The sequence below is a fragment of the Stenotrophomonas sp. A3_2 genome, from assembly GCF_036624925.1.
Lineage (GTDB): Bacteria > Pseudomonadota > Gammaproteobacteria > Xanthomonadales > Xanthomonadaceae > Stenotrophomonas > Stenotrophomonas hibiscicola.
The window spans coordinates 64,466-77,736 of the sequence record NZ_JAZKVY010000356.1; the positions used below are offsets into that span (position 1 = coordinate 64,466).

Annotated in this window: 10 protein-coding genes; 3 read left to right on the top strand and 7 right to left on the bottom strand. The window is 66.6% G+C overall.

What is annotated here, in order from left to right; genetic code table 11:
* Positions 1-54: 54 nt before the first annotated feature.
* Positions 55-2,040: a transglycosylase SLT domain-containing protein gene (locus R5H29_RS19050; RefSeq protein WP_332329623.1), complete on the bottom strand. Its 1,986-nt coding sequence runs from the start codon at positions 2,038-2,040 to the stop codon at positions 55-57.
* A 151-nt stretch (positions 2,041-2,191) separates the two neighbouring features.
* Between R5H29_RS19050 and R5H29_RS19055 the strand changes: the two genes are divergently transcribed.
* Positions 2,192-2,599, top strand: coding sequence for a biopolymer transporter ExbD (locus tag R5H29_RS19055; protein ID WP_021204654.1), 408 nt, complete (start codon positions 2,192-2,194; stop codon positions 2,597-2,599).
* A 712-nt stretch (positions 2,600-3,311) separates the two neighbouring features.
* Positions 3,312-6,173: a TonB-dependent receptor gene (locus R5H29_RS19060; RefSeq protein ID WP_332329624.1), complete on the top strand. Its 2,862-nt coding sequence runs from the start codon at positions 3,312-3,314 to the stop codon at positions 6,171-6,173.
* 132 nt (positions 6,174-6,305) lie between these two features.
* Here R5H29_RS19060 and fhuE read toward each other — a convergent pair whose 3' ends face one another.
* The 3 genes from fhuE to R5H29_RS19075 all read right to left on the bottom strand — a co-directional run bounded on the left by fhuE (position 6,306) and on the right by R5H29_RS19075 (position 9,753).
* On the bottom strand, positions 6,306-8,465 hold the full coding sequence (gene fhuE / locus R5H29_RS19065) for a ferric-rhodotorulic acid/ferric-coprogen receptor FhuE (protein WP_332329625.1): 2,160 nt from the start codon (positions 8,463-8,465) through the stop codon (positions 6,306-6,308).
* A gap of 176 nt (positions 8,466-8,641) precedes the next feature.
* On the bottom strand, positions 8,642-9,193 hold the full coding sequence (locus R5H29_RS19070) for a M23 family metallopeptidase (protein ID WP_049452794.1): 552 nt from the start codon (positions 9,191-9,193) through the stop codon (positions 8,642-8,644).
* 77 nt (positions 9,194-9,270) lie between these two features.
* Positions 9,271-9,753: an Lrp/AsnC family transcriptional regulator gene (locus tag R5H29_RS19075; RefSeq protein WP_329843512.1), complete on the bottom strand. Its 483-nt coding sequence runs from the start codon at positions 9,751-9,753 to the stop codon at positions 9,271-9,273.
* Positions 9,754-9,825: 72 nt separating this feature from the next.
* Between R5H29_RS19075 and R5H29_RS19080 the strand changes: the two genes are divergently transcribed.
* Positions 9,826-10,695 carry an EamA family transporter gene (locus R5H29_RS19080; RefSeq protein WP_329843514.1) on the top strand — a complete coding sequence of 290 codons (870 nt, stop codon included), beginning with the start codon at positions 9,826-9,828 and terminating at the stop codon, positions 10,693-10,695.
* A gap of 111 nt (positions 10,696-10,806) precedes the next feature.
* Here the strand turns inward: R5H29_RS19080 and R5H29_RS19085 are convergent, their stop codons facing one another.
* The 3 genes from R5H29_RS19085 to R5H29_RS19095 all read right to left on the bottom strand — a co-directional run bounded on the left by R5H29_RS19085 (position 10,807) and on the right by R5H29_RS19095 (position 13,186).
* Positions 10,807-11,544 (bottom strand): endonuclease/exonuclease/phosphatase family protein, encoded by a 738-nt coding sequence (locus R5H29_RS19085; protein WP_005411026.1) that lies wholly within the window; start codon positions 11,542-11,544, stop codon positions 10,807-10,809.
* Positions 11,545-11,597: 53 nt separating this feature from the next.
* Positions 11,598-12,428, bottom strand: coding sequence for a thiol:disulfide interchange protein DsbA/DsbL (locus tag R5H29_RS19090; RefSeq protein WP_134735977.1), 831 nt, complete (start codon positions 12,426-12,428; stop codon positions 11,598-11,600).
* A gap of 107 nt (positions 12,429-12,535) precedes the next feature.
* Positions 12,536-13,186, bottom strand: coding sequence for a thiol:disulfide interchange protein DsbA/DsbL (locus R5H29_RS19095; RefSeq protein WP_019660639.1), 651 nt, complete (start codon positions 13,184-13,186; stop codon positions 12,536-12,538).
* Positions 13,187-13,271 lie beyond the last annotated feature (85 nt).

Sequence of the window (13,271 nt, forward strand, 5' to 3'; positions counted from 1 at the left end):
CTACCGGACAGAACAGCAGCCGAGCGTGGGCTCGGCTCTACAGAAGGCGGGTGATCAATCGCCGCCCTGCTCGGCGTTGGCCGCGCAGCTGAAGCGCTTGCGCTTGTCCACCAGGCGGCCCATCAGGCGGTCGCTCAGCGGCAGCGCATCACCATTGAGGCGCCAGTCGTAGATCACGCTGAAGGCCAGCACGCGGGCCACGTACTCGCGGGTTTCCTTGTAGCTGATGGTCTCGATCCACAGATCCGGATCGAAGCCCGGGCGTTGGCCCTGCCAGCGTGCTGTCGGCGTCGGCCCCGCGTTGTAGGCGGCGATGGTCACGTACGGCAGGCCATCGTACTTGTTCATCAGCTGGCGCAGATAGGCGGTGCCGATCGCGATGTTGGTGTCCGGGTCGTACAGGCTGTCGGCGCCGCCGTAGCCGGTCAGGCCGATGGACTTGGCCACGCTGGCACCGGTGGCCGGCAGCACCTGCATCAGGCCCATGGCATTCGCAGGCGAGCGCGCACGCGGGGTGAACGTGCTCTCAGCGCGGATCTCCGCAGCCACCCAGGCCGGGTCGATGGCATTGCGTGCCGACTCGCGGCGGATGGTGGCGTCGTGGTGCAGCGGGAAACGCAGGTCGTACAGGCGCTGTTCCTGCGGCTGCTTGCCGAGCGCGAACACGGCGCGGTCGAACCAGCCGTTGTCCTGCGCGACACGTACCGCCAGGCGGCGCTGGGTGTCATCGAAGCGCGACAGCGCGCTGTTCCATTCGGCCACGGCCCAGCTGGCGCGGTCGATCTGGTACAGCGCCATCGCGCGCTGGATGGCCGGGTCGCGCGCGACCGCTGCCTGTGCCTGCGCGCTGTCATTCGGCTTCCACGGGCACAGCGTGTAGCCCTGCTGCAGCTTGTCGGCGGCCAGGAAACCGTGGAAGGTCGGTGCGCGTGCGGCTTCGCGGAACAGCGGCTGCGCCTGCTGGGCCTGGCCGGTCTTCTCCAGCATCCGGCCTTCGAAGTAGCGCCAGCGCGGGTCGCTGCGCTGCTTGCTGCCCATCTTGCGGATGGCGGTCAGCGCCGCCGGCCAGTCGCCGCGCGACATCGCTTCGCGCACGCGCCATTCGTGCAGGCGTTCGTCATACGCCGATTCCGGCACCGCGTTGAGGCGGCGCGCCGAATCGGGCAGGTAGGACGCCACCGTCCACAGTGCGATCTGGTATAGCACCTGGCCCTGCTGCGCGGCACTCAGGCCCAGCGCCTGGGCGTACTGCGGCAGCTGCTGTTCGGTGGCGGCCGGGTCGGCCTTGGCCAGCTTGGCCAGGCCATCGGTGGCGATGCGCCGGCTGCGTTCGTTGCGCGGCCAGTTCAACGCGCTGGCATTGGGCTTGTCGACAAAGGCAGCGTAATTGTTCGCCAGCGCCAGGTCGGTGGCAGGCAGGCCACGCGCAGCGCTGCGCATCACGGCGGGCTGCTGCGCGTCGGCGGCGGCATCGATCCGTTCCCAGCGCAGGGCGTCGCTCAGGCCACCTTGCGCCTGCAGCACGGCGAAAACGGCATCACAGCCGTCCGGCAGCGACTTGCCGTTCTTGCGCCACAGGTCCTGCGCCTCGCTGATCCACTGCGAATCGACCTTGCCCGTCACCTGACGAGCGGTCAGTTGCGCACAGCGCAGGCCGGCGTTGTCGGTGGGCACCCAGTTGGCGAGCAGGGTGGGCCAGTCCTGGCGGCGTGCGACCGAGGGCAGCCACACGCTGCGGAACGTGTTGGCCACGGCCTGGCCGTCATAGCGCTTGAGGAAGGCCTGTGCCTGCGCGGTATCGACGGTGTCGATGTTGCGGCGCAGGTTGGCGTACTCCAGCCATCCGTAAGCCGGATGGCGGCTGAGTGCAGCGGCCTGGCCGGGATCGAACTGGCCGCGTTCGGCGGCTGCGATCGCGGCCTTCAGCTGCGCGTTCTGGGCGTCGAGGGACTGGGCGTTGGCGCAGCCGATCAGCAGCGTGGTGGCCAAGGGCAGCAGGGACAGGGCAGTTGAAGTGCGTCGGGTCATGGCGACCAGCATAGCGGGCGATGGCTGAATTCAGTTTCGCATTGCGTGCACGCCGAGCGTTGGCAACGACAGCTGAATGACCCCGCGCAGGCCACTGCCGCAGGGGACGGGAGGCGTCGTAACGTCGGCCTTGGGCGAACGGCCCGGCTGCAGGGAGCGGCACATGGCGTTCAGTAGCGCAGGAAGAAGCGGTCCGCTGGCGGACATCAATGTCACGCCACTGGTGGATGTGATGCTGGTGCTGTTGATCATCTTCATCGTGACCGCGCCGATCGTGGCCCGGCCGATTGCCGTGCAGTTACCACAGGCCACCGATCGCACGATCGATCGCCCCGAACCGCCGCCGCCGATCGAGCTGCGCCTGGATGCTGCCAACCAGCTCAGCTGGAATGGCCAGCCCATGACGATCAGCGAGCTTCAGGCGCGCCTGCAGGCACAGGTGGGCGAACATGCCGGCAACCTGCCGGAGCTGCGCATCGCCACCGATCCGGCGGCCGAGTACGAAGGCATGGCGAGGATTCTGGCCGCGGCCGAGGCGACCGGTATGGAGCGGATTGCCTTCGTGCGATAGAGCTTTGTCTCACTGCCGCTCATGCGGTGATTGCTGCATGAGCGGCGCTTGCCCCGCTGACAGCGTCGCATCCAGGATCCGCAGAAAAGCCATTTCAATCTGCGCTGGAACCGGGGTGGGATTTGCTCGCCACTCTCCGCTCTCAGGGTCATGTTCAACGTCGAAAGCAGTCAACTCGGCTCTCTCGAAATCCACCACAACCGTCAGTCCCTCTCCCGAGGCCTAGGCCGCATTGCTGGGAGAGGGGCAGTCGTTGCACTCGATTACGCCGCCCGCTCTCGATTCGCCTGCCAGGAAAAGAAGCAGCGTCATCACCATCGTAACGCCCGGCGCGCCACTTGCTGGTTTCATGATCCATCCTCCTGCGATTGGCTGGAGGTTCGAGTCTGCACCGGACCGATCAGCGGGGCCTTCTGAATCAAGCAATTTCAGACTACTTCTGAAATGGTTCGGCAAAGACCTGTTCGATAAATGCGGCAACTCCCGGCGCGCGATGTCGCGGCCGGCATCAAGGCCGCGTGCCGTGAACACCATCGCAAGGTCATAACTGCAGCTATTTGACGCAAAGCGCCTGTAATTGCGTCAATTCCACGTGAAAGAGTGTCGACCGTCACGCCGGGCCTTTTACCACTTGTTTACAAAGGAGACGCTGCCGCCATGCAGGGGGGAGCGCGGCAGTCCATGTCCCGACATTCCTTTGGAGAGAGAGCGAATGAATCACCTGCACCACCGCCCGTTGGCGGTTGCCGTCGCGCTGTGCGTGATGACCCTGGCACCGCTGGGTGCCGCTGCACAATCCACCACCAACCTCGATGCGGTGGAAGTGACCGGCACCCGCATCAAGCGCGCTGAAGTCGAAGGCCAGGTGCCGATCCAGACATTGACGCGCGGTGACATCGAACGCACCGGCCTGACCTCGATCGGCGAAGTGCTGCAGCAGCTCACCGGTTCCGGTTCGGCGCTCAACGCCAAGTTCAACTCGTCCGGCAACTTCGGTTTCCCGCCCGATGGCAGTGGCGTAGGTGCCGGTTCGGCGCAGGTCGACCTGCGCCACCTGGGGGCCAAGCGCGTGCTGGTGCTGGTCGATGGCATCCGCTGGGTCAATGAGTCGTCCGCCTCCGGCGTCGGCTCGGCCACCGACCTCAACACCATTCCGTTGGCCATCGTCGAGCGCATCGAGGTGCTGGAAGATGGCGCGTCGTCACTGTACGGCTCCGATGCCATTGCAGGCGTGGTCAACATCATCACCCGCCGCGATTTCGATGGTGGCCAGGTGACGCTGAACTACGGCGAGTACAGCAAGGGCGACGGCACCCAGAAGGGCGTGGACCTGGCTTGGGGCAAGAGCGGCGACCGCTTCAGCCTGTTCCTGGGCGCCAGCTGGACCAAGCAGGATCCGGTGTTTGCCAAGGACCGCGAACAGTCGCGCTTCCCGATTCCCGGCACCGGTCTGGCCTTCGGCAGCGGCGGCATTCCGCAGGGCCGTTTCATGTTCACCGACCCGAACACCGGTGCGGTGCAGAACATCGTGCCCAATACCGGCGTGAGCAATCCGCGCTACGACGGCAGTGCCGGCTGCAGCCGCACGGATGACTACCACTGCTTCGCTACCGCCGACCGCTTCAACTTCGCCGAATACAACATGGTGCTGACACCGTCGGAGCGCAAGGGCCTGTTCGGCCAGTTCCGCTTCGACATCACCGACAACGTGCAGTGGTACGTCAAGGCACTGGGCAACCGTCGCGAGTCGACCAACCAGGCCGGCCCCGAGCCGCTGTTCTTCGGCCCCGATGGCGCCACCGGCAATCCGCTGGCCGACAACATCACCGTGTCTGCACTCAACCCGTACAACCCGTTCGGGTTTGACCTGGTAGCGGGCGACAACCTGAGCCTGATCGGCCGCCGTCCGGTGGAAGGCGGTGCGCGCGTGTTCAAGCAGGAAGTGGACACCACCTATTTCGCCACCGGCCTGGTCGGTGACTTCCATGCCGCCGACCGCAGCTGGTACTGGGACGTCAACGGCATGTACAGCAAGAACAAGGCCGAACAGACCAACTACGGCAGCTATGACATCTACAAGGTGAACATGGCGCTGGGCGATCCGGCGGTGTGCGCGGCCACGCCGGGCTGCGTGCCGCTGAACATCTTTGGTGGCGTCGGTTCGATCACCCCGGACATGCTGAAGTGGATCCAGCCGGTGGTGCGCGACCGCAGCCAGAACGAGCTGAGCCTGTTCACCGCCAACCTGTCCAGCGAGCTGTTCTCGCTGCCGGCAGGTCCGGTGTCCTTCGCCACCGGTTTCGAGTACCGCAAGTACAAGGGCTCCTACCAGCCCGATCCGCTGACGGTGATTGGTCACTACAACGGCGTGCCGTCGCAGCCGACCTCCGGTTCCTACGATGTCAACGAGGCTTACCTGGAGTTGAGCGTGCCGATCTTCGCCGATTCCTCGTTCGGCAAGAAGCTGGACCTGAGCCTGGCCGGCCGTTATTCGGACTACTCCACCTTCGGTGGCGAGTTCACGCCCAAGTACGGCCTGCGCTGGCAGGTGACCGATGATTTCGTGCTGCGCACCACCTACGCCGAGGGCTTCCGCGCGCCGTCGATCGGTGAACTGTACGGCTCGGCGGCGCGTGCCGACCTGCAGCTGTTCGATCCGTGCTCGGTGGGCCTGGGCGGCACGCCGCCGCGTGGCAGCGCCGCCAACTGTGCCGCGCTGGGCGTGCCGGCCGGCTTCCAGCAGGCCAACTCGCAGATCTCGGTGACCACCGGCGGCAACCGCGAGCTGGACCCGGAACGTTCACGCAGCTTCAGTGCCGGCTTCGTGTGGAGCCCGTGGTTCGGCAACAATGCCTCGTGGTCGGAGCGCTTCGATGTGGAGGTGACCTTCTACCGCCATGCCATCGACGGTGCGATCCAGGCAATCAACGCGCAGACCCAGCTGGACCTGTGCGTGGAGACGCTGGACCCGATCTACTGTGATGGCATTACCCGTGCAAGCACCGGTGCGGTCAGCAGCTTCAACAACCGCCTGACCAACCTGGGCTCGATCAAGACCGACGGCTGGGACGTGGATCTGTTCTGGACGCTGCCGCAGACGTCCATCGGCCAGTTCAAGCTGGGCTGGAAGAACACCTTTGTCGGCCGCTACGAGGCCACCGGCGCGGCCGGGCAGAAGCAGCCGCAGAAGCCCGGCGTGGAAGTGGCTGACAGTTCGATTCCCGAATGGACCAGCAACGCCAGCATCGGCTGGACGCTGGACCGCTGGAGCGCCAACTGGACGGTGCGGCACATCTCCGAGCTGACCGAGAACTGTGGCGATGCCGCGGCCTTCCCGGTGTGCAGCAACCAGGCTGCGGGTACCAACACGCTGTCGGCCACCACCTTCCACGACATGCAGGTGGGCTACAAGATCGACTGGATGAAGGGGTTGCAGCTGACCGCCGGCCTGAACAACGTGTTCGACAAGGATCCGCCGATCTGCCTGTCGTGCTCGTTGAACGGCTACGACGCCTCGACCTACGACATCCCGCGTGGCCGTTACTGGTACCTGCGCGCGGACCTGCGCTTCTGATGTGAGGGTGGCAGCGCCGGACAGTTCCGGCGCTGCCTTGCGGATGTAGCGCCGAGCCCGCGCTCGGCTGATTCTCTGAGCCGAGCATGTGCTCGGCTCTACAGGTGCGGCGCGGTCGTACCCCGCGTCTGATCAGAACGCCCAGGTGAACGTCAGCGAGCCGTTGCGGCCATCGCCGTAGGCACCGTAGCCGTTGATCTGCGACAGGTACTTCTTGTCCAGCAGGTTGCTGAGGTTGGCCTGCACGCTGAACTCCGACGAGATGCGGTAGCGCACGAAGGCGCTGACCAGTGCGTAGCCGCTCTGCTCGATGCGGCCGTAGGCCGGCACCGGGTAGTAGATGCGGTTCTGCCAGTTGGCACCGCCACCGACGGTCAGTGCCTGCAGCGACTGCGGGGTGTAGCTGGTGAACAGCTTCAGTGCGGTCTGCGGCAGGTTGGTGTTGATGTCGGCGTCGTTGATGTCCTTGGCCACGTAGCGCGACGCACCGAAGGTCGCATTCCAGCCCGGGGCGAGTTCGCCGTTCACCTCGAACTCGACGCCGCGGCTGACGGTGCCGCGTGCAGCGCGATAGGCGAACTCGTTCTGGCTGCCCAGCACCGGCTCACCGGTGGCCTGGCCGACGTTGTCCTGTTCGATGCGGAACACGGCCAGCGAGGCGTTCAGGCGGTTGTCGAACCACGCGCCCTTGACGCCAACTTCGTAGCTCTTGCCATCGACCGGATCGAGGTAGCCGCCATTGCGGTCCTTCAGCGTCTGCGGCTGGAAAATTTCGGTGTAGCTGGCGTAGGTCGAGTACGTCCCGTTGATGTCGAACACCAGGCCGGCGTATGGGGTGGTGACCTTGTGCGCGCGGTCGGCGCCTTCACCCTCGCTCTTCCAGTCGGTGTAGCGAGCGCCGACAATCAGCTTCAGCGGATCGGCCAGCGACAGGCGCGCGGCCGCGTAACCGGCCTTCTGCGTGATGGTGCCCTCGCTGGCCAGGGCCAGCGGGTTCCAGTTCGGCTCACCGATCTTGCCCGTCCAGTTCAGATAGCGGGCGAACGGATCCCAGGTCTGGCCCGGGCCACCGACCTGGTAGTCGCCGTAGTTGGCGTACTCGCGCCTGTTGTAGCTGACGCCGGCCATCAGCTGGTGCTCGCGGCCGAACAGCTGGAACGGGCCGTCAATGTAGCCATCAACGCCGGTGACCTTGCGCTCAGTGTTGTAGAAGCCTGCGGATGGCGAGATGCCCGCGCCGGTGGTCCTGTCGAAGTTCGATTCGCCCGTGGTCCAGTCGTTGTAGGCCGGGTAGAACAGTTTGTCGTCGGCCTTGGTCTCATCGTGCGTGGCGCCAACCTTGAACTTCCAGCCATTGCTGAAGGCGTGCTGCAGGGTGGCGAAGGCGCGCTTGCTGGTGGTGTCCCAGTAGGTCCAGTCCGGGCTGGCGTTGAACGATTCGTCGTAGCCGGTGCGCGAGCCATCCGAATACAGCATCGGGAAACCGCCCCAGGTCGCGCCGTTGGCGCGCTTCTGCTGGTAGTCGTAGCCCACGCTCAACTGGGTGTCCGGAGTCAGGTCGGCGTCGATGACGGCATAGCCCAGCGTCTTGCGCTGGTTGTAGCGGTCCATCTGGCCATCGGTGTCCAGGTAGCTGCCGATTACGCGGCCGCGCACCGTGCCACTGGCGTTGAGCGCGCTGCCTACGTCCACGGTGGTGCGGGTGCGGCCCCAGCTGCCGACGTTCACCGACACGCTGCCGGCCAGCTCGGCACTGTCGGCATGCTTGCGGATCAGGTTCACCGACGCGGACGGATTGCCGGCACCACTGAGCAGGCCGGTGGCGCCACGCACCACTTCCACGCGGTCGTACAGCGCAAGGTCCAGGCCGGAATCACCGTAGCTCCAGTTCTGCACCATCTGCGTCGGCAGGCCATCGAACTGGTAGGCATCGATGTAGAAGCCGCGCGCATAGAACTCGGTGCGCTCGCTGTCGGACTGGGTACTGGTCACGCCGGTGATGTTGGCCAGCACGTCGATGATGTCGTCCAGGTTCTGATCTTCGATGCGCTGGTGGCTGATGATGCTGAGCGACTGCGGGATCTCGCGCGGTGCCAGGTCGAAGCGGGTACCGGCCGAGGTGCGGCGCACCGAATAGCCTTCGGCGCGTTCGCCCTTGACCACCACCTTGTCCAATGTGGTCGGGTCGGCGGCGGTGTCGGCGAAGGCGGCCGGGGCCACGGCGCAGAGAACGGCGAGCACGGCAACGGACAGCCGTTGCGGCTGCGGGGTACGGAAGGCGGAACGGGTCATGGGGGTCCTGGACGAGCACGCGCGCTCGGCCGGCATCCAGAAGGCGAGGCGCTACGGGTAGGGGGAGGGCGGGCAGGCCGTCCTGGCGCCACCGGAAACGAAAGAAATCGTAATACGAACTATTCCTATTTACAAATAATGAACGAATCGATCCGATGATCCGGGTGTGGGCTGGGTCAGCGCAGCAGCGGGAGTGGATCGCGCGCGCCGTCGGTGCCGTAGATGCCCCAGTGCAGGTGCGGCGGCGTGCCCTTGGCATTGCCGCTGTCGCCTACATGCCCGAGCAGGTCGCCGGCCTGGACCACCTGGCCGCGCGCCAAGCCCTCAGCCCAGTCGTCCAGATGGGCGTAGTAGTAACGTTCACGCCCGGGCCCGATCACCCAGACCTGGCGGCCACCGAGGCCGCGCTCGCTGACATCCACGACGACGCCGGCGGTGGCACTGCGCACGGGGGTGCCGCGCCTGGCGAAGATGTCGATGCCGGCGTGGGAGCGGTCACGGCCGCGCGGAGCGCCGAACGTATCGGCGATCTGGCGGGGCCGCACGCCTTCCACCGGCACCGGAAGCTCGGTGGCCGGAGGCATCCGCGAGAGTGTCCACAGCAGTTTCGGTGCAGCGGCCCATGGGCTGTTCCACAGTGCCATGGCGGCAACGATCGCGATGACCAGCCACAGGCCGCGCAGCAGCCAGCGGCGCAGGCGACGGGCGGGGGAGGGCGATGTGTTCATGGTCTCCGACTGTAGCGCCGAGCCATGCTCGGCGGCTGTTGCTTTGCGGTCAAAGCGCAGTCGAGCATGGCTCAGCGCTACAGAACCGGGTCCAGTGGCACTTCGAAACTGCGCTTCAACGTTCCCAGTGCAACCGAGGTGCGGAAGCGCTCGATGTTGTCATCGCCGCCGAACAACCGCTCGGTGATCGCCTCGTACTCCTCCATCGACGCGGCCGACACCAGCAGCAGGAAATCGCCGTCGCCGGTGATCGAGTAGCACTGCTGCACCGCCGGGTCGTCCTGCACGCGGCGCTTGAACGGCGCCACGTGATCACGCTGCTCGCTGACCACGCGCACTTCGACGATGATGGTCAGCGGTCGCCCGACCTTGGCTGCGGCGACTACCGCCACGTTGGCCGAGATCACACCGCTGTCCTGCAGGCGTTTGATCCGGCGTTGCACGGCCGGGGTGGACAGGTGCACGGTCTCGGCGATCTCGCGCTGCGGCAGGGTGTTGTCCCGCTGCAGCAGGTCGAGGATGGCGCGGTCGAAGCTGTCGAGCACGGGGGCGGTGGCCATGGCGAGCAGAAGTTGCACGAACGGGCTGTCAATTGAGCCAAGTGCTCGGCGCTGGCGCAATAGACTTTGCGCATGCAGACCTCACGATTTGCGCCGATGTTGCCGGCGCTGGCGGTGCTCGGCTCGGTCACCTCGCTGGCCATCGGCACCTCCTACGCAAAACACCTGTTCCCGCTGATCGGCGCCCAGGGCACCAGCGCGCTGCGTGTGGGCTTCTCGGCCCTGTTGCTGCTGATGTTCTGGCGGCCATGGCGCTGGAGGACCAGCCGCGTGGACGCGATCACCATCCTGCGCTACGGGCTCACCCTGGGCCTGATGAACCTGCTGTTCTACATGGCGCTGCGCACGATTCCCTTCGGCATCGCGGTGGCCATCGAGTTCACCGGGCCGCTGACGGTGGCGATGCTGTCATCACGACGCCCCATCGACTTCGTCTGGGTGGGCTGCGCGGTGGTGGGTTTGTTGCTGCTGCTGCCGCTGGGCGGTGGCCCGGCGCTGGATCCGGCTGGCGTGCTGTATGCGATGGGCGCAGCGGCGTGCTGGGGCCTGTACATCGTGTTCGGCAAGCGTGCCGGTCATCTGCACGCTGGGCACTCGGTCTCGCTGGGGCTGCTGGCCGCGTCGCTGGTGGTGGTGCCGGTGGGGGTGGTGCATGCCGGCGCCGCGCTGCTCGAGCCGAAGATCCTGGCGGCCGGCCTGCTGGTGGCGCTGGTCTCCAGCGCGATTCCGATGTCGCTTGAGATGATGGCGCTCAAGCGCCTGCCGAAGGAAACGTTCGGCATCCTGATCAGCATGGAACCGGCGGTGGCCGCGTTGTGGGCGATGCTGCTGCTGCACGAGCACCTGCATGGATTGCAGTGGCTGGCGATCGGCTGCACGGTGCTGGCCTCGGTGGGCAGCACGATGACCGCGCGGCGGTTGAAGGCACCCGTCACCGCCTGAAAAAAAGGGGACGGAGGGGATTAAGTCGTTTATGCCCCGATTTAGGGGGCGCCGGGCGGCGCCCGGCGCAGAGCGTGCGGACCAACGGTCCGCACCTACCGTAACGGCGAGTCAGCGCAGGGCGTCGGCCGGGACGTCGATCTGCATCGCCAGGGCGAGGTGATCGGAGAACGCGGCTGGTACGGCTTCCACGGTGCGGGTCTGCAGGCCACTGCTGACCAGGATGTGGTCGATGGCGCGGTCGGGGCGCCAGCTGGGGAAAGTCGGCACGATGCAGCCCGGGGGCTGCAGCCGGGTCTTCTGGTACAGCACCTGCATTTCCGGGCGCTCGGCCAGACAGTTGAAATCGCCCATCAACACGGCGTTCGGGTGGTCGGACAACAGCTCGGCGATGAAGCCCAGCTGCGACATCCGCGATCCCGCGCCCAGCGACAGATGCGCCACTGCCACCGCCAGGCCATCGGCGCCGTCGCCGAACTTGGCCAGCAGCACGCCGCGCCCGCCGATGCGGCCGGGCAGGGCGTGATCCTGCACTTCAACCGGTTCCAGCTTGCTCAGCAGGCCATTGGCGCTGGATGCGACCCCGCCCATGCGCCGGTTCGGCTGGTGACTCCAGTAGTTGAAGCCGGCGCGTTGGGCCAGGTAGTGGGTCTGGTTGGTGAAGCCCGAACGCAGGCTGCCCGGGTCGGCCTCCTGCAGGCCGACGATGTCATGGTCGCGCGCCAGCGTGGCGATCGCGTCCAGGCTGCTGCGCTTGCGACCCGCCGGCAGCGCATGTGACCAGCTGCGGGTCACATAGTCGCTGTAGCGGCGGGTACTTGAGCCGGCCTGGATGTTGGCCGTCAGCAAACGCAGGGTCCGTGTGCGGGGGGAATTCACGGCCGGGAACAACGTCCTTTGGATCAGTGAGCCTGGGCCGCACCGCGTTCGCGGGCGATCAGGTGGTCGGCAATGCGCAGCATGTCCGGGAAGCTCTTGCCCTTCACCAGGTACTTGCCGTTGACGATGATCGACGGGGTGCCGCTGATCTGGCTGCGCTGGGCGAACTGCTTGGCCGAGTTGGTCTTGGCATTCACCGCGAAGCTGCCCATGGTGGCGGCGAACTGCTTCGGATCGACGCCGTAGGCGGCGTAGAACTTGGCGATGTCTTCCACCGAGTCACGGCCGCGCTCGCCCTTCAGGGTCTTCTGCGAGTGGATGGCGGCGTACAGCGCTTCGTGGGTCTTTTCCTGCACGCCCAGGGTCTGCGCGGCGTAGAAGGCACGGGCGTAGTCATCCCAGGTGCCGCCAAACATGGCCGGCACGTAGACGAAGTTCACGTCGCTGGGCAGGCCGGCCTTCCACGGGCCGACCAGCGGCTGGAATGCGGCGCAGGCCGGGCAGACGTAGCCGAAGATCTCGGTCACTTCGATCTTGCCGGCAGCCGGCTGGAACGGCTGGCCGTTCGGGATCACCTGGTAATCGGCGCCTTCCACCGGGGCCGGGCCGGTCAGCGCGGCGGTGGTCGGGGCCGGCGCCGCGGCGGGGGCGGCTTCGGCCGGGGCCTTTTCGCCTTCGGCGGCCGCCGGAGCGGTGCCTTCGCTGCCCGCGGCCGGAGCGGCCGGTTCGGTGGCCGCCGGAGCTGCAGCCGGTTCGGCCGGCGCCGCGGTGGTGTTGGTGCTGCCGTCGTCGGCCTTGCAGGCCGCCAGGATCGGCAGCAGCGCTGCGAGGGCGAGGGCGTAACGGATCTTCATGGAAACGTCTCCAGCATCTGGAAAGGTGGGGGCCGGCGCCAGGCGCCAGCCAGGGGGAAATGATGACATGCGGCGGCGACAGCGCCGTGTCGATGGTGTGTGTTGGTTCAGCGGCCGCGGGCGGCGCGGGCCTGGGCGATCAGGGCCGAGGCGATGCGCAGCTGGTCGTCGAAGCTGTTGCCGCGCACCAGATACTGGCCATTGATGATCAGCGCCGGGGTACCCGGGATCCTGGTGCGCTGGGCGAACGCGCGGGCGGCATCGACCTTCTTCTGTACGGCATCGCCGCGCAGGGCCTGCAGATAACGGTCCGGGGTCACCCCGTAGGCCTTGTAGAAGGTGGCAAGCTCATCGGCCGAAACGTTCTGCATCGGCAGCGAGCCATCCTGGTGCAGGGCCTTGAAGACCGCCGCGTGGCTGCGCTTGGCCACGCCGACTTCGTCGGCGGCGTAGTAGGCCAGGGCCCATGCATCCCAGGCGCCACCGAAGGCGGCCGGGACCGGGGTGAAGCGCACGTCGGCCGGCAGCTTGGCCGCCCAGGCTTCCAGTTGCGGTTCAAAGTGGGCGCAATGCGGGCAGGTGTAGCCGAAGACCTCGACCACCTCGATCTTGCCGGCCAACGGCTGGAACGGGCCCGGCTGCGCGATGCGCTCGTAGTCTTTGCCCTCGACCAGCGGGGCATTGGCGGGGGTGGCGGCGCAGGCTGCCAGCGGCAGCAGTACCAGCACGGACAACAGCAGGCGGGAAATCAACCTCATCGACACGCATCTCCGTTGAAAAAAGCAACGCCGGCGCAGCCGCCGGCGTGAAGGAACATACCGCAGCCGTGGGCCGACGTGGCGG

Excerpts from the sequence above, each read along its gene's own strand:
- R5H29_RS19050 (WP_332329623.1), bottom strand. The coding sequence starts at position 2,040 with ATGCTGGTCGCCATGACCCGACGCACTTCAACTGCCCTGTCCCTGCTG.
- R5H29_RS19055 (WP_021204654.1), top strand. The coding sequence starts at position 2,192 with ATGGCGTTCAGTAGCGCAGGAAGAAGCGGTCCGCTGGCGGACATCAAT.
- R5H29_RS19060 (WP_332329624.1), top strand. The coding sequence starts at position 3,312 with ATGAATCACCTGCACCACCGCCCGTTGGCGGTTGCCGTCGCGCTGTGC.
- fhuE (WP_332329625.1), bottom strand. The coding sequence starts at position 8,465 with ATGACCCGTTCCGCCTTCCGTACCCCGCAGCCGCAACGGCTGTCCGTT.
- R5H29_RS19070 (WP_049452794.1), bottom strand. The coding sequence starts at position 9,193 with ATGAACACATCGCCCTCCCCCGCCCGTCGCCTGCGCCGCTGGCTGCTG.
- R5H29_RS19075 (WP_329843512.1), bottom strand. The coding sequence starts at position 9,753 with ATGGCCACCGCCCCCGTGCTCGACAGCTTCGACCGCGCCATCCTCGAC.
- R5H29_RS19080 (WP_329843514.1), top strand. The coding sequence starts at position 9,826 with ATGCAGACCTCACGATTTGCGCCGATGTTGCCGGCGCTGGCGGTGCTC.
- R5H29_RS19090 (WP_134735977.1), bottom strand. The coding sequence starts at position 12,428 with ATGAAGATCCGTTACGCCCTCGCCCTCGCAGCGCTGCTGCCGATCCTG.
- R5H29_RS19095 (WP_019660639.1), bottom strand. The coding sequence starts at position 13,186 with ATGAGGTTGATTTCCCGCCTGCTGTTGTCCGTGCTGGTACTGCTGCCG.